Annotated in this window: 14 protein-coding genes; 11 read left to right on the forward strand and 3 right to left on the reverse strand. The window is 44.1% G+C overall.

Annotated features, from left to right (window positions below):
- The first annotated feature begins 243 nt into the window (after positions 1-243).
- From trxB to cydC, 3 genes are all read left to right on the forward strand, one after another.
- Complete coding sequence (gene trxB, locus ONE56_RS07855; RefSeq protein ID WP_041155496.1) at positions 244-1203, forward strand: thioredoxin-disulfide reductase; 960 nt, start codon at positions 244-246, stop codon at positions 1201-1203.
- A 102-nt stretch (positions 1204-1305) separates the two neighbouring features.
- A complete protein-coding gene (cydD, locus tag ONE56_RS07860) occupies positions 1306-3093 on the forward strand; it encodes a heme ABC transporter permease/ATP-binding protein CydD (protein WP_423839623.1) in 1788 nt (595 codons plus the stop codon).
- Entirely contained in the window at positions 3086-4807 is a 1722-nt protein-coding gene (cydC, locus tag ONE56_RS07865) for a heme ABC transporter ATP-binding protein/permease CydC (protein WP_423839624.1), read from the forward strand. The genes cydD and cydC overlap by 8 nt, the downstream gene beginning before the upstream one ends.
- Before the next feature lie 159 nt (positions 4808-4966).
- Here cydC and serC read toward each other — a convergent pair whose 3' ends face one another.
- Together serC and ONE56_RS07875 are read right to left on the reverse strand one after the other, a co-directional pair.
- Positions 4967-6061, reverse strand: a complete 1095-nt coding sequence (gene serC / locus ONE56_RS07870) for a 3-phosphoserine/phosphohydroxythreonine transaminase (RefSeq protein ID WP_041155493.1) — start codon at positions 6059-6061, stop codon at positions 4967-4969.
- A 138-nt stretch (positions 6062-6199) separates the two neighbouring features.
- Entirely contained in the window at positions 6200-7465 is a 1266-nt protein-coding gene (locus ONE56_RS07875) for a DUF945 family protein (protein ID WP_423839625.1), read from the reverse strand.
- Positions 7466-7722: 257 nt separating this feature from the next.
- Between ONE56_RS07875 and ONE56_RS07880 the strand changes: the two genes are divergently transcribed.
- The 3 genes from ONE56_RS07880 to ONE56_RS07890 all read left to right on the forward strand — a co-directional run bounded on the left by ONE56_RS07880 (position 7723) and on the right by ONE56_RS07890 (position 11003).
- Positions 7723-9666, forward strand: a complete 1944-nt coding sequence (locus ONE56_RS07880; protein WP_423839626.1) for an ATP-binding protein — start codon at positions 7723-7725, stop codon at positions 9664-9666.
- A complete protein-coding gene (locus tag ONE56_RS07885; RefSeq protein ID WP_423839627.1) occupies positions 9659-10156 on the forward strand; it encodes a response regulator in 498 nt (165 codons plus the stop codon). The genes ONE56_RS07880 and ONE56_RS07885 overlap by 8 nt, the downstream gene beginning before the upstream one ends.
- 310 nt (positions 10157-10466) lie before the next feature.
- The gene (locus ONE56_RS07890; RefSeq protein ID WP_331437555.1) at positions 10467-11003 is read left to right on the forward strand and encodes a hypothetical protein; all 537 of its coding nucleotides are present in this window, start codon (positions 10467-10469) and stop codon (positions 11001-11003) included.
- Between the two features lie 235 nt (positions 11004-11238).
- Here ONE56_RS07890 and ONE56_RS07895 read toward each other — a convergent pair whose 3' ends face one another.
- Positions 11239-11826, reverse strand: coding sequence for a TfoX/Sxy family DNA transformation protein (locus ONE56_RS07895; RefSeq protein ID WP_041155490.1), 588 nt, complete (start codon positions 11824-11826; stop codon positions 11239-11241).
- A gap of 373 nt (positions 11827-12199) precedes the next feature.
- Between ONE56_RS07895 and ONE56_RS07900 the strand changes: the two genes are divergently transcribed.
- From ONE56_RS07900 to ONE56_RS07920, 5 genes are all read left to right on the forward strand, one after another.
- Complete coding sequence (locus ONE56_RS07900; RefSeq protein ID WP_415679348.1) at positions 12200-13120, forward strand: HDOD domain-containing protein; 921 nt, start codon at positions 12200-12202, stop codon at positions 13118-13120.
- A 116-nt stretch (positions 13121-13236) separates the two neighbouring features.
- Positions 13237-14142, forward strand: coding sequence for a lysine exporter LysO family protein (locus tag ONE56_RS07905; RefSeq protein WP_423839628.1), 906 nt, complete (start codon positions 13237-13239; stop codon positions 14140-14142).
- Positions 14143-14368: 226 nt separating this feature from the next.
- Positions 14369-14881 carry a hypothetical protein gene (locus ONE56_RS07910; protein ID WP_041155488.1) on the forward strand — a complete coding sequence of 171 codons (513 nt, stop codon included), beginning with the start codon at positions 14369-14371 and terminating at the stop codon, positions 14879-14881.
- A 231-nt stretch (positions 14882-15112) separates the two neighbouring features.
- A complete protein-coding gene (gene panP / locus ONE56_RS07915) occupies positions 15113-16759 on the forward strand; it encodes a pyridoxal-dependent aspartate 1-decarboxylase PanP (RefSeq protein ID WP_423839629.1) in 1647 nt (548 codons plus the stop codon).
- Between the two features lie 290 nt (positions 16760-17049).
- Positions 17050-17904: a MurR/RpiR family transcriptional regulator gene (locus ONE56_RS07920; RefSeq protein ID WP_041155486.1), complete on the forward strand. Its 855-nt coding sequence runs from the start codon at positions 17050-17052 to the stop codon at positions 17902-17904.
- Positions 17905-17932 lie beyond the last annotated feature (28 nt).

Raw genomic sequence — 17932 nt, forward strand, 5'->3', positions numbered from 1 at the left:
AGACAAAGAACCATAAAAACTTACATACACAGCACCATACTTCAATTTATCATCTAAGCGATATTTGAAACTAGTGTTCTACACTACAAATAGAATTTTATGCTAGAAGCTAACTTCATTACATCATCTGTAAGCCCGTTCTAATCTATAACCAATTATTCGATCACAATCATTGTTTATACTTTTAATGACATAAGAATTTCCATACAATCAACTTAATGTTCAGCCCTTTTTGGAGCCATAATGAGCGACGTAAAACATTGTAAACTATTAATTCTTGGTTCTGGTCCAGCGGGGTATACCGCTGCCGTGTATGCAGCGCGTGCTAATCTAAATCCAGTACTGGTGACCGGAATGCAACAAGGTGGTCAGTTGACCACAACTACCGAAGTTGAAAACTGGCCGGGCGATGCTGAAGGTTTGACTGGTCCTGACCTGATGGAACGCATGAAAGAACATGCAGAACGTTTTGAGACAGAAATCGTCTTCGATCATATTAACCAAGTAGAACTCACCCAACGTCCGTTTCGCCTTAAAGGTGACTCTGGTGAATACACTTGTGACGCTTTGATCATTTCTACCGGCGCATCCGCGAAATACCTTGGACTGGATTCAGAAGAAGCCTTTAAGGGACGTGGTGTATCAGCGTGTGCTACCTGCGACGGCTTCTTTTACCGGAATCAGAAAGTGGCAGTGGTTGGTGGTGGTAACACTGCCGTTGAAGAAGCGCTTTACCTTTCAAATATTGCATCAGAAGTTCACCTAATTCACCGTCGCGATTCATTCCGAGCTGAGAAGATTTTAGTCAACCGCTTAATGGATAAAGTAGAGAGCGGCAATATTGTCCTTCATACCGATCGTACTCTTGATGAAGTTCTTGGCGATGACATGGGAGTTACCGGAGTCCGCATTAAAGATGTGAAGAACGGCTCAACGGAAGACATCGATGTCATGGGTGCCTTCATTGCGATTGGCCACCAGCCCAATACGCAGATCTTTGAAGGGCAATTGGAGATGAAAGATGGCTACATCATCGTTCAATCAGGCCTAGACGGCAACGCCACTCAAACCAGCATCCCCGGCGTATTTGCCGCTGGTGACGTGATGGATCATAACTATCGCCAAGCAATTACCTCCGCCGGAACTGGCTGTATGGCTGCATTAGATGCAGAACGGTTTTTGGACGCACTAAACGATAAGTAACTCGTCATTTTATGCCATAACCTTAAAACCCAGCGGTATTCCCGCTGGGTTTTATTTTGTATACTACCCCCTCAATAACACAATGAATATTAAGCCTTCATAATGGATAAGAAAAAGCAAAGCAGCTTGAACAAGTGGCTGAAGCAACAAAGTAAGTTAGCCAAACGCTGGCTTATGATTGCTATCGGCCTAGGCGTACTGTCAAGCGTGTTTTTATTGGCTCAAGCAGCCCTGCTCGCCTCCATTCTTCACCAACTTATCATCGAACAAGTCGATAAAAGTGAACTCATTTGGCACTTCGGCGGCTTGATTGGGGCGGTAATGGGTCGCGCAGCATGTAGTTGGGGTCGTGAAGTCGCTGGTTACCGCTGCGGAGAGCAGATCCGAGTATATATTCGCCAGCTTATTTTAGATAAAGTCCATAAGCTCGGTCCTGCCTATATCAAAGGTAGACCAGCTGGCAGTTGGGCAACCCTACTGCTTGAACAAGTGGAAGACATGCAGGACTTTTTCTCACGCTATTTGCCTCAGATGTCACTGTCTGTTTTCGTGCCTTTTATCATTCTGATTGTGGTATTCCCCGTCAACTGGGCTGCGGGTTTAATTTTCCTACTGACCGCACCTCTAGTGCCAATCTTCATGGCTTTGGTCGGCAGAAAAGCGGCAGAAGCAAACCGAAAAAACTTTAAAGCAATGCAGCGCCTATCTGGTCATTTTTATGATCGGCTACAAGCACTGACAACGATTCGACTATTTGACCGAGTAGAATCAGAAACCGAGGTCATGAAAGGCGCATCAGAAGTATTTCGTACTCGTACGATGGAAGTACTCAAAATTGCATTTCTCTCTTCAGCTGTACTCGAGTTTTTTACTTCTATCTCTATCGCGATTACCGCCGTTTACTTCGGATTTAGTTACATCGGCGAGTTAAACTTTGGGTATTACGGGGCCACTGTGACATTGTTTTCTGGGCTTTTAATTCTCATCCTTGCGCCTGAGTTTTATCAACCTTTACGTGATTTAGGGACCTTCTATCACGCGAAACAGCAAGCGGTAGGTGCAGCAGAAAATATTGTCGAGTTTCTAAACCTTGAAGTGGACCACGTTAAAGATGGCAGTCAAACATTGGATACTACGGGCCCTATTCAAGTAGAAGCGAACGACTTGATCATTTTTAGTCCAGAAGGTAAACAGCTTGTCGGGCCGGTCTCTTTTCAACTAGAAGCCAACAAAAGTACCGCTATCGTCGGACCAAGTGGTGCCGGAAAAACCAGTTTAGTAAATACGATTCTTGGTTTTATGCCATATCAAGGTAGTCTAAAAGTTAACGGCTACGAACTTTCTCTGCTCGACTTAAGTACTTGGCGTTCAACGATAAGCTGGATAGGTCAGAACCCGACCCTTTTGCATGGCAATATCCGCGATAACATCACACTAGGAAAGCAAGGCATTCAAGACAGTCAAGTCAACAGCGTTCTAGAAGATGCGCATGCAACTGAGTTCGTCAGTATGCATGGCTTGGACTATCCAATCTCCGATCGTTCTGGTGGTCTATCAGTCGGTCAAGCTCAACGTTTAGCGCTCGCGCGAGCGATGTTGCAGAATGGACGATTTTGGCTTCTCGATGAACCCACCGCGAGCTTGGATGCACGGAGTGAAAAATTAGTCATGGATGGCATCAATAAATACACTCAAACGTCGACGAATTTAATGATTACTCACCAATTGACACCGCTACAAAACGTTGATCAAATCTTGGTGATGCAATCCGGCACGATAGTACAGCGTGGCAGTTATCAAGCGCTGTCCACAGAGGACGGACTGTTTAAAGAAATGTTGGAGTCGAACGTAGCCCATCAACAATCAGACAAGGGGAACTTAGATGCGTGATTTACTCCCTTATCTAAAACTGTATAAAAAACATTGGTTTGGACTTTCCCTTGGCATGCTTCTGGCGTTTCTTACACTAGCGGCATCCATCGGATTGTTGACGTTATCAGGTTGGTTTATATCCGCTGCAGCCGTCGCAGGTTTGACTATTGCGCGCGAAACCTTCAACTATATGTTGCCTGGCGCTGGCGTTCGAGGCGCGGCAATGTCCCGAACAGCAGGTCGTTGGGGTGAACGCGTTGTGAGCCATAACGCGACATTTAAGCTATTAACGGACTTGCGTATTTTCTTCTTTCAAAAGCTGACTCCGTTGATTCCAGGTCGTATTGGCAACTTGCGCGATGCAGACCTTCTTAACCGCTTAGTTGCAGATATCGACGCAATGGATCATGTCTATCTGCGTCTAATCAGCCCTGTCGTCATTGGCGCACTCGGCATACTGTGTTTAACCGCTGTTCTGACGTTTTTCGATTGGCATTTAGCACTATTATTGGGTGCTATTCTCACCATCATGCTATTTGTCTGGCCCGTGCTCTTTTACAAGCTAGGGAAACGTAATGGCGAACATCTGACGCAGAATAAAGCGCAACTTCGTATTGCGACACTTGATTGGCTGCAAGGCTATAGTGAATTAAGTATCTTTGGTGCCGAAGAGCGTTACCGTAGCCGTATCTTGGAAAAACAACATCAGTTACTCTCAAACCAATTCGTGAACGCGAACCTCACAGGTATGGCATCAGGCTTATTATTGCTGGTCAATGGCTTAACATTGGTTGCTGTGTTGTGGTTTGCAGCGGATGGCGTCGGTGGACGAGCGCCCGACCCTTGGATCGCGTTGTTCGCCTTTGCAACCATGGCGAGCTTTGAAATACTCATGCCAATAGCGGGCGCGTTTCAATACTTAGGTCAGACACTGACTTCTGCACGTCGGTTGAACGAGATCATTCTCGCTAAGCCAGAGGTGGAATTTCCAGTCAAATCACAACACAGCCATGCACCACTGAACATCCAGTTTAACAACGTCGACTTCACTTACCCTGATGGCCAACAAAAGGTCCTTAAAGCACTATCATTGTCACTCATGAACGGCAGTAAGACCGCGATAGTTGGGCAAACGGGATCTGGAAAATCTACGTTGATCCAGCTACTTTGCCGCTACTGGGACGTAAATCAAGGTGACATTCTTATTGGTGGCGTCCCACTTAAAAACTGGAGCGAGCCAGACCTGCGTGCTGCGATCACGGTTGTTAGTCAACGTGTCGATGTACTCAATGGGACACTGCGTGACAATTTGCTTTTGGCTGCACCAACTGCGACCGATGAGCAACTTGCTGATATTTTGGCGAAAGTAGAACTAGGAGAACTCTTAGAACAGCCGGGATTAGATGCTTGGCTGGGAGATGGAGGACGACAACTCTCCGGTGGAGAGAAGCGTCGAATCGGGATCGCTCGCGCTCTACTACGTGACTCCCCTATTCTACTCTTAGATGAGCCAACGGAAGGTTTAGACAAACGAACAGAGCAAAAAATCATGACGCTATTCGATGTCCATTTTTCTAACAAGACCGTTGTTTTTATTACCCATCGATTGATAGGTTTGGAGAATATGGACAACATTTGCTTGATGGAGCAAGGTGAAATTATAGAGCAAGGCAATCATGAAACGTTAATCGCTCAACAAGGTCGTTACCACCAGCTGTGGCAGTCCTTGTAAAACAGTATGCTCTGGGAAATGATAATTTTCGACTACAAGCGTTCCTTGAAAAATTCACTGTTGGAAAGTGTCACCTGAGAACATTGAAAACTAAAAAAGCGCCGTAAATTACGGCGCTTTTTCTTTCTTACTTATCTTAGTGAATAACTGCGATGGATATTAAGCGTGTGCTTGTTCAAACTCTTTCATAAAATCAACAAGCGCTTGAATACCTGCTAACGGCATCGCATTGTAAATAGATGCACGCATACCACCGACAGCTCGATGTCCTTTCAACGCTTTTAAGCCCTTCTCATCAGCGAGCTGAAGGAACGTCGCATCAAGCTCTGGTTTAGCCAATTGGAAAGGGACATTCATAAGGGAACGGTTTACCGGATGGATTTCGTTGCGGTAAAAATCAGACTGATCAATATAATCATAAAGTAACGCCGCTTTTTCACGGTTCACTTTTTCAATCCCCTTAACACCGCCTTGATCTTTAAGCCATTTGAATACTAGACCTGATAGATACCAAGCAAATGTCGGTGGCGTGTTAAACATAGAGTCTTTTTCAGCAAGCACAGTGTAATCTAAAATAGTTGGCAATACTTGCTTAGCCATGCCGAGTAGATCATCACGTACGATAACGATAGAGATACCTGAAGGGCCGATATTTTTCTGCGCGCCAGCATAAATCACACCGTACTTGGATACATCAATCTCACGCGATAAAATTGTTGAGGACATATCGGCAACAATTGGCTTGTCCGTCACGGGTAGATCATTGATTTCAATACCATCAATAGTTTCGTTTGGGCAAAAATGAACATATGCCGCATCTGGTGCGATCTTCCAGTCACTCGCTGGCAAAATAGCCAGTTTACCGTCAATCTCAGTTTTAGCGTTAAAAACGTCTGGCTGACAGTATTTTTTGGCTTCGGCTACCGAGCTTTCCGCCCAATAACCGCCATCAATGTATGTTGCAGTCGTTGCATCACCCAACAAATTTAATGGAACAGCGGCAAACTGAGCACGAGCACCACCTTGGCAAAACAGTACTTTATAGTTGTCTGGCACGTTAAGCAGATCTCGAAGATCTTGCTCTGCCTCTTCAGCAACTTTAATGAATTCTTTGCTTCGGTGACTGATTTCCATCACCGAGGTTCCAAGACCTTGCCAATCCACAAGTTCCTTTTGTGCTTGTTGCATAACTGCTTTTGGCAGACCGGCTGGTCCTGCACTGAAGTTAAATACGCTGTCCGTATTTTGTTCCATGATGCTCATTGCTCCTGCTACGTAAATATTACGAGATTAATATCACGTTTTAGAGCTTATAAAAACAAGAAAAGAGGTCCTACGACCTCTTTTTCTTGGATAAGTACTTAAACAATATAGGCTCAGACAAAAAATACTCTATTTTTGCATCAAAGCTGGCATTATTAGTGCGAGTAGAGGCAACTCATGCCCGTTTTCAAATTTCAATTTTCCGTCACTAATTTGGGCTTTTAGCTCGTAACCGTCATCAGTTTTATTGATGAGCTCCATGATTAACAACTCATCGATACTTTCTTGAATGAATGGGTAACGCTCGACTAACGCATCTGAGAAATAAGTACTCAGCATTCCATTGGTCGCGTTCATTAGCTTCATTGGATCTTGGGTAACATTGTCAGTTCCTTCAGGGATAGACAGTTGCCATTCGTTATGAAACTTACCCTCTCCGAAAGCAAGCGATAGCTCATTGACAGACAAATTAAAGCCTTTGCTAAATAGTGTGTCGATGTGCGGCAACAAACGCGACACATCTTGCTCATCAAGCACAGGAGTATTTTGATAAATTGACATGATTTGATCAAATGACTGGCTATCAACGTCCCTGATAGCAAAATCAAGTTTAAAGTCATCGACATCTGTACCATCAGTCAAACGCAGTTTTTGGGCTTCTAGATTAAGTTGACTGCTTAGCTTCTCACCAGACTCATCCGTACCTGTATTGCCAGTGTAGCTTGCATTTTCAATGAAAAAGACTGGTGTTAATGTTGAGTCAACCACATCCAATTTCTCTAAATTAAATGTTTGCTCACCCAGCCAGTACCCTTTCACTTGCTTTCCTTTACCCTTCCCTGTGAGTGCGTTGAGGTGTAACTCTTCGCCATTGACAAAATCAACCTGTACGGAAGGAACCGACACCTGATAATTAATGTCGCCAAGTACTGTTACATCGCCAGTTACTTGTGCTGGGCTGGTGGAAACAGAGACACCTTGTGTTTCGTTACGGTAATGCCAGCTGTCTAAATTGAGAGTAAATGCCGTGTTGCCATTGAGCTGGGTTTGGCTATGCATCGTCAGAGGAAGAAAATCGTTATCAACCAACTTAGAATCAGCGGTTAGGCTGGTTAAACCATGGCTCACATCGCTTGTGACATCAAAGGTGGTCGGCAAGCCGTCGTTCATTAGTAGTGCTTTAAGATCGGCATCGACGACCGTGTAACGTGTTAAGACGACAGAAGAAAGATAACCGCGTTGATACTCTACCACTTCCCCTTTTAGCATACTGTCGTCCAGATTTTGGACGCCGTCCTCAATGATGGATTGTCCTATTTGCCCCACAGCCAAGGGCCAACAAAGCGCCAGAGAAATAGCGCCGCCAATGGCACCGATTTTTTTTAAGTTTTGCATAATGTCACTTTTCAATGGTTTGTGCTCAGTCTACCTTATACCCAAATAACCTCAAGATACTTAGTTCGACCAGAATGACTTGAACTTCAGACACAGTAACAAGTTGAATTTATTTGAGCATCTTAATAAAACATTGAGATAAATCAGACTATTGATGCTTAGTTTAACCCAGTCCCTAGGAATCATACCCAGCTCGCACTCATTCTCTCATTTTATTGATAATGTCATTGCAGGTATATTAAATTGGAGCCGCCCCCTTGAATCGTTATGCTGTACTGTGCCTCGACAACAATCCTATCAGTGCCGAACAGTTTCGGTTGGAGCTATCGGCGTTCGCCAGCAAGTTCGATATTCTTTCTGTTGAGTCAATCGAGGAGGCAAATAGCGCGCTAGAGTACTTCGAAGAGCGCGAACAAACCGTCGCACTGGTTATTGCAAGTCATCATGCCGAATTTAATGGTGTCGATTTTCTTATCGGCTTAGACCGAACGCCCCATACTGAACTCGCCAGAAAAATTCTCATCAGTTGTTCTTCTGATATCAATGCCATTCTCACGGCAGTAAATGAAGGTCGACTAGATCACTGTCTCACCAAACCACTTCCAGACAATGTCCTGTTCAACACTGTTAAGAAAGAGTTGACTCAGTTTATTTTACGGCAAAGTGGCGAAGATCTGCTGAGTTACAGCCAAGTACTCGACCCGCATAAATTGATGCGAGCTCACATCGAGAACCAAATGCGCACCTATCAAGCAGGGTTTCTGCAAGACTATCACTCAATGTCTGATAACGAGTTGGCTGAGCAGGTCATTAGTGCATTAGAACACTTTTTTGCATCCCGTGATGAAACCAATGCATGTCGGACCTACTCTCCAGAGCATTTGCTGACAATAGAAGGTGAGCCCAATAGTTTCTTATGGTTCATCACCAATGGTGACGTTGCCCTATATAAACGTGATGAACATGGTGTCCAACGTGAAGTGGTTCGGTACACAAAAGGAAATATTGTGGGCAGCATGTCTTTTGTGACCGGAGAATGCTCCTTCTCTACTGCATTGACTCTGACTAAAACCGAGGTAATAAAACTGGATCGCAACACTTTTCGCAATGTCATGCAAAGTGATTCGAATCTTCTCCCTCTTTTCACCAATTTATTGTTGCGTCACTTTAACCGTCGCCTACAACGCAGCATCAATACCAAGTTGCAGCTACAGAAAACCGTTGAGTCGCTCGAGTCCGCCCATCAACAACTCATTGAGAGAGAAAAAATGGCCATGCTCGGACAACTCGTCGCAGGCGTAGCTCATGAGCTCAATAACCCTATCGCTGCGATTCTTCGCGGCGTGGAAAATTTGACCCACACACTTGAGCATTTGCTCGCTGAATCACCACCGGAAGCGTTACAGAATAAAGGGATAGAGATACTATCGAAAGCTCAGCGTTCAATCCCTGCTTCTACCGCGGAGCTTCGAGCAAGAGTAAATGAACTTCGTTTTACTCTATCTGACCGAGCATTGGCAAAAAAAGTGGTTAACCTTGGTTTGGAATCAGATGCTGAACTATTAATCCAGTTATCTCATCAACAAGCAAAAGCGAGCGAAACACTGAGTATATTGTCGCAGTATTACCAAGTAGGCTCCTCACTTCGCTCGATCAACGTCTGTGCTGCCCGAATCGCAGACATGGTAAAAAGTTTGAAAGGTTATGCGCGACAAGATGATGAACGTATGCACTACGCTGATATTCATGAAGGCATTGAAGATACCTTGGTTATTTTCGAAAACAAGCTGAAAATGCACCAAGTGACTACGGACTATGCAAAGCTGCCACGCATCCTCTGCCAACCTATAGCGCTGCAACAAGTGTGGACGAACCTTGTTTCAAACGCCATTGATGCTTTCCCCGAAAAAGGGGTATTAACAATACAAACTCGATTGAGAGAGAAAAATCAGCGTAAATATGCAGTGGTTTCATTCGAAGATAATGGATGTGGCATCCCAGACTCGCAAAAAAATGCAATTTTTGAGCTCAATTTTACAACAAAAAAGGAAGGCAATTTTGGTTTAGGTATCGGACTGTCCATCTGTCAACAGATCGTTATGGCGCACGAAGGATGGATTGATGTTGATTCAGAGCCCAATAAATATACTTGTATGTCCGTTTGGTTACCGGTTTTCGAAGAGGGAGTGAAACATGACTAAATATCTGATTTTATGCGTCGATGACGAACGAGAAGTGTTGGAGAGCGTTCTACAAGATCTCACACCATTTGAAGACAATTTTATTCTAGAAGGCGCCGAGTCTGTCACAGAAGCGCGGCAAGTCATTGAGGATATGGCACAGGATGACGTCAAACTTGCGCTGATATTATGTGATCATATTATGCCGGAGCAAACGGGGATAAGTTTTTTGATAGAGCTGAACCAAAACGCTGACACTCAGTCAGCGCGGAAAGTACTGCTGACGGGGCAAGCCGGGCTCGAAGACACCGTTGAAGCAATCAATCATGAAAGTCTAGACTACTATATCGCTAAGCCGTGGAAAGGGGAGGAATTAAGACAAATCATCACCTCACAACTGACAACATTTGTGATAAAAAACGACGATAACCTGCTCTCTTGGACAAAAATACTGGATGCAGAAGCCATCTTAACCGCCATGGCAGATCGCAGAGCCAGCTTTGGAGAGTAAAACATCCCGGAGTAAACATGCATGCTAAATCAATTGTGCAAAACACAGCATTGCATACCATTTAGGCATAAATATTGCTTAAATATACTTATCACGTAAATTGACAAAATATCGACACATTTGAGTTGGTCGTCGACCTCCATTTTTATTATGATGTCGTACAAATCAGATTACGGTTCAAATGGTTATACGAATCAACGTCAAGCAATGGTTAAAAATAGCACTTTGACAAGCTAGAATGACACAACCCTGACTGCGATGAGTAAAACTGGCGATCCATGGATACAATCAATAAGGTTTATCGTAAGTTATGCGCAAAACACTATTAGCCACTGCCCTATTGCTGGCATCAAGCCAGGCTCTAGCCGCTACACCTGCAACGATGAGTAACTTTAGCTACGACTATTTCGAAGCTCGTATCGGCGTCAGCCCGGTGACGTTTGGAGCTGGAATGAGCAAGTCGATTCATCCAAATGCACACGTCGTCGCTCGAATTGACTCTGAGTTTGATAACGATTTCGACTCTGCTGTTGGCTTTGGCTTTCATTCACCAGTCAACAACTGGGCAGATCTTACTGGTGAAATGCTGCTTCGCACTGTTCAACCGACGCATTCCAGTAGCACAGATATGGGTATGGAGCTCAACCTAGGCATTCGCCAATGGTTAGGTCCTCAACTAGAAGTGGGTGGTAAAGTCGGCTACGTCTCAATCGATGATGACGATGATTTCACAGGCTCTGCCTACGCTCGTTTCCATTCAACAGAGCTATTCTCTCTTGGTGCTGAAGCGCGTATCAACGACTTCTACGGCGACCAAATCATGCTAACTACACGCTTTAAGTTTTAGTACGACCACTTAGAGTGTACACATAGCGAACATAAAAAACCGAGGCCAAATAATTGGCCTCGGTTTTTTATGCTGAATTAAATATCTAACCACGTTATCAATGATGCAATTAGGCTTCAATGACTGACCTAGATGAAGTGGTCAAAAGAGTTACATCCTTATTCCACTTTCGACACTCACTTTTGCGACTCGCCAACTTCATCCAAACAAATCCATCATCTGAACCCAAGTTGATCTATTCACACATTGAAAGCAACTGCTTTTTACGGGGTTCTTGTAACAGCTTCCAATGGATACCATCAATAGCACCAGCGAATTTCCACAATAACTTGACGTCAACATCATTACCGTAGGCGACTTTCACTTTATTGAATACTTCTACCGGCCCAAGTTGCAGAAATGTTTCTACATCATCAACTCCCGCCTTTTTAACCATGCGCTCAAGCGTCAATTGCATATTCGGCAAATCTCTAAGGCGTCTACTTGCAGAAGACTTTTGGTATTTGCGTTCATTTACAGAAAAGTCAATTGACTTTTGCAGTAGATCATCCAAGCCAGCAAAGCCAGACTCGAAGAGATCCGTCACGTCATAGTAGTTAACTGTCGCAGTCGATTGTCGTTTAACGTGCTTATATTTATCGCAGTTAAGTTCAGTGAATGCTTCGTCTAACCCGTTCCCACCTCTCAAGTAACAGCAGTCGTTGCTTACAAGTGCAAACATGGCGTCGTCACTGAACAAACCGATACCACCGAACATGGAACGTTTCTGATAGTGACTAAAATTACGTACGTATTTAAAAAAAGCTTGGTCTGTCATGTCCATTGACCTCTTTAATCTGAATAAATTACCCCGATTAGCGATGTCACCAGATAAACAGCAGCTTGTAGCGAATTTAATAAATAATCATTTGTTGATGATATTTTTGTGATTTGTGCTCACCAACTGCTCAATCATACTTAACGACGAAAAATAAGTTAGGACATAGCTCACAGATAAAAAAGTATATATATTCCATACGTGATTAATTTCACATTTATCTCAGTAAGTCGCAACTTTTATACACCCCACCACGGATGCCCCAATTACGCCATCGCTATGATCAATATAGAAATTGCGAGGATGACATGCGCATTTCGTTGCTAATGAATGTCTTGTAAGGGTACACTGTACGAAAATTAATAATTACAACGTCATGATGGAACATTTATCGTTTTTTTGGCTACCAAATCATAAAGAAAAGCTGATACTAGCTCTAGAGTCTGAATTTGCGCAGTTGGTGGAACAATCAATTTCCACTGGCAAAATCTCTCTGCCTCCCATTCCTGATGTTGTGCTAAAGATTCAACAATTGTGTTTGGAAGAGACGACAACTATTGCCGATACGGCAAATTGTCTAATAGAGGACCCGGGCCTCGCCGCTGTCGTCATTCGAGTTGCTAACTCTGTTGTTTTTAACCGTCGGAATATCACCTGCAATGATCTCACTACTGCGGTTTCTCGACTTGGCATTTTGCGGGTTCGCGACATAGTGACAGCCCAAGCAATTGAACAATTAAAACATTCAGTAAACCTCACTAAAGAATGCAATGAGATTCTCGTTAAGAGTGCCTCCGTTTCTCGCGAATTAGGTGCAACGATGGTGATGGTGGTTCAAGAATTTCGAAAGCAATCTCCAGACACCTACGGTCATTTAGAGCAAGAAAAAGCGCTGTTGGTTGGCTTGTTAGCCGATATAGGCTTATTTTGTCTTATTAACGAATATCACTTATATCTCGACAACGGGAACTACCTTGACCCGGAGATTGCTCTACAAATATTTCAAACGCGCTGCGCGGATACCAGCAACTTAGTCCTTAAGCGCTGGGGATTCGATAATGATTTCCGCGAAGTGTCGTCAAACAAGAAATTGACAGAATCACGTTCAGAGGTTTCTTATCTCGATATTGCGCGAATTGCCAATCACTTGTTGATGTTCCGTAATCAAGATGAAGAGATCGAAGACCACGAAGTTGAATTCGATATCGTGGGTGCGGAAGTGTTGTACGCACTTAGCAATCTCAGCGACGATGACTTTAAGGACGGAATGAGTAACGTTCTGTTTGCCAGCGGGCTTTGATGGGCAAGGTCAAACTATGATCAAATACTTTGAACGTAGTCCATTGCACACAATGAGCTGCGGATTGTCTGGAATAACCTTCTTAAACTGATCTCAAAAAGGAATCATTGAGCTTTATGTTCTCAGGGATGCTATTTATTTTCGCACCACTGGTTGTGGGCTATTTAATACCAATTTCTCGTGCATCGATACTCGAGAGAATCAACCAATCCACCTCTTACCTTATCTACATCATTTTGTCGTTGATGGGTCTTAGTTTGGCCTCCTTAGATAACTTGGGCAGTAATTTACAAAGTATCTTACTTTATGCAGGCACTTTTTTTGTTTGCTTGAGTGTTTGTAATCTCCTAGCCCTACCTGTCGTAGACAAAATTATTCCCCTTCGAACCGATCAAACTCACACGAAGCTACCTTTGTCAGCGATGGCTTTGGAATCGCTAAAGTTGATCGTCGTTGTTGGCGGTGGTTTGGTTGCCGGACTTATCTTACCTATTGGCTTAGGCTGGGTTGACACAGCAAGTGAGTGGATATTGTTTCTATTGCTGTTTTTTATTGGCATCCAACTGCGTAACAGTGGCCTTACACTTCGCCAGATCTTATTAAACAAACAAGGTATGGCCATTGCGGCCGTGATCATTGCAACCTGCTTGCTCGGCGGTATCATTGCCTCTTTTATTTTGGACCTTCCACTTTATCAAGCATTGGCGATGGCTTCTGGATTTGGTTGGTATTCATTAGCTGGCATTTTAATGGGAGATGCATTTGGTCCCGTATTTGGCGGTGCTTCGTTCTTGATCGAGCTTATGCGTGAGCTTGTTGCCTTGGTGGTCATTCCGTTGCTTATCCGTAGTTACCCATTGACTTCTATTGGTTACGCAGGAGCAACAGCTATGGACTTTACGCTACCAGTCATACAAACCACAGGCGGAGTACGCTGCGTACCGATTGCCATCGTGAGCGGCTTTATTTTGAGCTTACTTGTACCCGTTATGATGCTTTTCTTTGTATCACTTGCTAGCTAGATCTCAGGTTTTCAGTTTCACATCTATTACAATGCAGCAATAACTCAAATACCTGATTAACATCAAGGTGGTCAATACATTGACCACGCTTTCATATTCACTTGTCCTCCATTTGCTTATGGAATGGGTAGCAAAATGGAACGATACAGCAAAACAAAATGAAAGCCGCTATCCTCGGATACGCTTAACGGTTAGTTATAATGGTAAGACTTTAAAAGGAAAACGAATGAAACGCTTTGTCGTTGCAGCGCTCATCGCAACTAGCTCTACTTTTACTTTTGCCGCGGATCAGCAGTGCCTGGCGAATAAATATGACGGTTACGTCGATGCATCTCTACAGTGGTATCAGGATCTTGTCGATTTAACCGCTGCCCAATACCCAGAGTTAGACGAAGTGAGTCAATGGTTTCTTGAAGGCCGCAAACACCACTTTGAATTGAGCCGAGAAGCGGTACATTACTTTTTAGCTAACGATCCAAGCCGTGTTGCGACAGAGCAACCCATCGAAGCGTGGTTGAAGCTTGAGCAACATGATGTGAAGCAGCTCGCGAGTAGAAGCGATGCGCTGGGCAAAGCGGCTCAACAGACATTCAATGACCGTCAGTCAGCTAATCACCCGAAAAACTATGAGCTTCGCTCTGCTTTCGCTGATTTGCTCAGCCACCCAAAGCAGATAGATTCCGCGCTCAACAAGTACAATCAATCCATAGAAAGTATTGAAAAACAGCACTGTGAGTAACGACATCGTCGCGCCTTTCAAATAGCACTGAATGATAAACTGTCACCATACTTCCCTTATGATTGGGCGACGGCATGGGGGTCGCGTGTGCTTCTTTGGGCAATAAGGTCTATTCTTAATTATTTTCTTTTCACTTGCATTCGCTCTTCTAATAAAAACGGGACTTTGCGCCCGTTTTAGTTTAGATTGTTCGGCCTGCACTACCAAAATAACTAGAAATGATTCTTCGCTATGGTTAAGGAACAAAGAACTGCTGACGTTAACTTCGAGAGTTTGTTGAAGATCTTTACAGTCCCAGAAGGTCCAGACTCAACGTTAACAAAAATAGAGGAAAGCCTCTCTAGAAACTTAAATCAATTTCTTCGCGAGCACATCGTGGCAGAAGAAAAGCCTTTACGTGAGATCGAAAAAGACTTTTCTTCTGCTCAGATCCCCGAACAACCTGAATTCGTTTCCGAGCACACAGAACACCTGCTGGATACGCTTGTATCTCATTCTGTTCATACTGCCGCTCCAAGCTTTATTGGTCATATGACCTCGGCGTTACCCTACTTCTTGATGCCGCTATCGAAGATCATGATCGCCTTAAACCAAAACTTGGTCAAAATCGAAACGTCGAAAGCTTTTACGCCGTTAGAACGTCAGGTTCTAGGCATGCTACATCGTTTAATTTACGGTCAAACGGATGCGTTCTACAGTCAGTGGATGCACAGTGCCAATCACTCACTTGGCGCTTTTTGCTCAGGCGGTACGATTGCCAATATCACCGCCCTTTGGGTAGCAAGAAATAGAGCGTTGAGAGCACGTAATGACTTCAAAGGCGTTGAGAAAGAAGGTCTATTCAAAGCCATGACGCATTATGGCTATCAAGGCCTAGCTGTTCTAGTTTCAGAGCGTGGACATTATTCGCTAAAGAAAGCCGCAGATGTGCTTGGTTTAGGTCAAGATGGTTTAGTTCCCGTAAAAACCGACAGCAAAAACCGAATCATTGTCGACGATTTGAAACAAAAAATTGTTCAGCTCGAGCAGCAGAAGATCAAACCCATTGCCGTCATCGGTGTCGCTGGCACAACTGAAACAGGCAGTGTTGATCCACTTAAAGACATCGCGGATGTTTGCCGTCAACATGACTGCCACTTCCATGTCGATGCGGCCTGGGGCGGCGCTACGCTCATGTCTAATCACCACCGTCACCTATTGAGTGGTATTGAACAGGCCGATTCAGTCACTATTGATGCACACAAACAACTGTACATCCCGATGGGAGCTGGCATGGTGCTCTTTAAAGACCCCGATGCAATGAAGTCCGTCGAGCATCATGCACAGTACATTTTGCGTAAAGGCTCGAAAGATTTGGGCAGTCACACGTTGGAAGGCTCACGCTCTGGAATGGCCATGTTAGTCTATGCCGCCATGCATATAATCAGCCGACCAGGTTATGAATTGCTCATTGATCAAAGTATCGCTAAAGCACGCTATTTCGCCGATCTCATCAAACAACAAGATGACTTTGAACTGGTTTCTGAGCCTGAGCTGTGTTTACTTACCTATCGCTATCTACCACCTCGTATTCATGAGGCTCTGGAGAAAGCAGAAGGAAAGCAACAAGAGCAACTCAATGAACTGCTTAACGAGTTGACCCAATTTATCCAAAAGCGCCAACGCGAAACAGGCAAGTCTTTTGTTTCTCGTACTCGGCTTAACCCTTCACAGTGGCAACGCATGAATACCATAGTGTTCCGCGTTGTCCTTGCGAACCCATTGACGACGACAGAAATACTCAATGCCGTCCTCGATGAGCAAAGAGAGATAGCGCAACAAGCGCCGATATTGACCTCAAAAATACAGGATTTGGCTGCCCAGATTTTGGCGCAATAACGACAAGTTCGAGTTACATAAAATTGAAAATTTCTTTCTTTTTGATGTAACTCAACCACTAATATCGCTTTAGTAGAGCGACATTTCTGTGGTTCACCATTCAATTCTGTAGTTTTTAGAACATTTTGTTTGAGGCCTGTCAAATTCTCACTAATTAGTATCCGTTATTGGTTTAGCCCGATTGAAGATCAGGTTTATACTGCATTTATGGCGCTGGTTGTTATCGTTAACGCCCCTAAAACACACGTTAACAGAGCCAGCGAGTTGTTCTGCATACCCTCGTGAACACTATGAATACATTAGAAAAAATTCAAAAAAATCTGGAGAATTTCAGTAAGTCAGAGCGCAAAGTTGCAGAAGTAATTATGGCGTCTCCACAAACTGCTATTCATTCTAGCATTGCAACGTTAGCCAAAATGGCTGACGTGAGTGAGCCTACTGTTAACCGCTTCTGCCGCCGTCTGGATACCAAAGGGTTTCCGGATTTCAAACTTCACTTGGCACAAAGCCTTGCTAACGGGACGCCATATGTTAACCGCAACGTGGAAGAGGATGATGGTCCAGATGCCTACACGCATAAGATTTTCGAATCGACCATGGCTTGTTTAGATGTAGCAAAAAACAGTTTGGATGCCATGCAAGTTAACCGTGCAGTGGATCTTCTAACTCAAGCGAAACGTATTTCGTTCTTCGGTCTTGGTGCTTCCTCTTCTGTTGCCCGAGACGCTCAAAACAAGTTTATTCGCTTTAATATCCCAATTACCTGTTTTGAAGATATCGTTATGCAGCGCATGAGTTGTATCAACTGCAGTGATAATGATGTGGTCGTACTTATTTCTCATACAGGTCGCACTAAGAGTCAGGTAGAAATAGCAAACCTCGCTCGAGAAAATGGCGCAACCGTTATTGCCATTACGGCAAAAGACTCGCCGCTTGAGAAAGCTAGCTCATTAGCTATCACTTTAGACATTCCTGAAGATACAGACGTGTATATGCCGATGGCTAGCCGCGTTGTACAGATGACGGTGATTGACGTACTCGCAACAGGATTTACACTCCGCCGTGGTTCAGGTTTCCGCGAAAACCTAAAGCGAGTCAAAGACGCCCTAAAGGACAGTCGTTACGATAAATTGAGTCAATATTAGCGATATGGTCGATCGTGAGATCACCGCT

Origin of the sequence: Vibrio mytili (assembly GCF_049563345.1) — a bacterium.
In the GTDB taxonomy this organism is placed as follows: domain Bacteria; phylum Pseudomonadota; class Gammaproteobacteria; order Enterobacterales; family Vibrionaceae; genus Vibrio; species Vibrio mytili.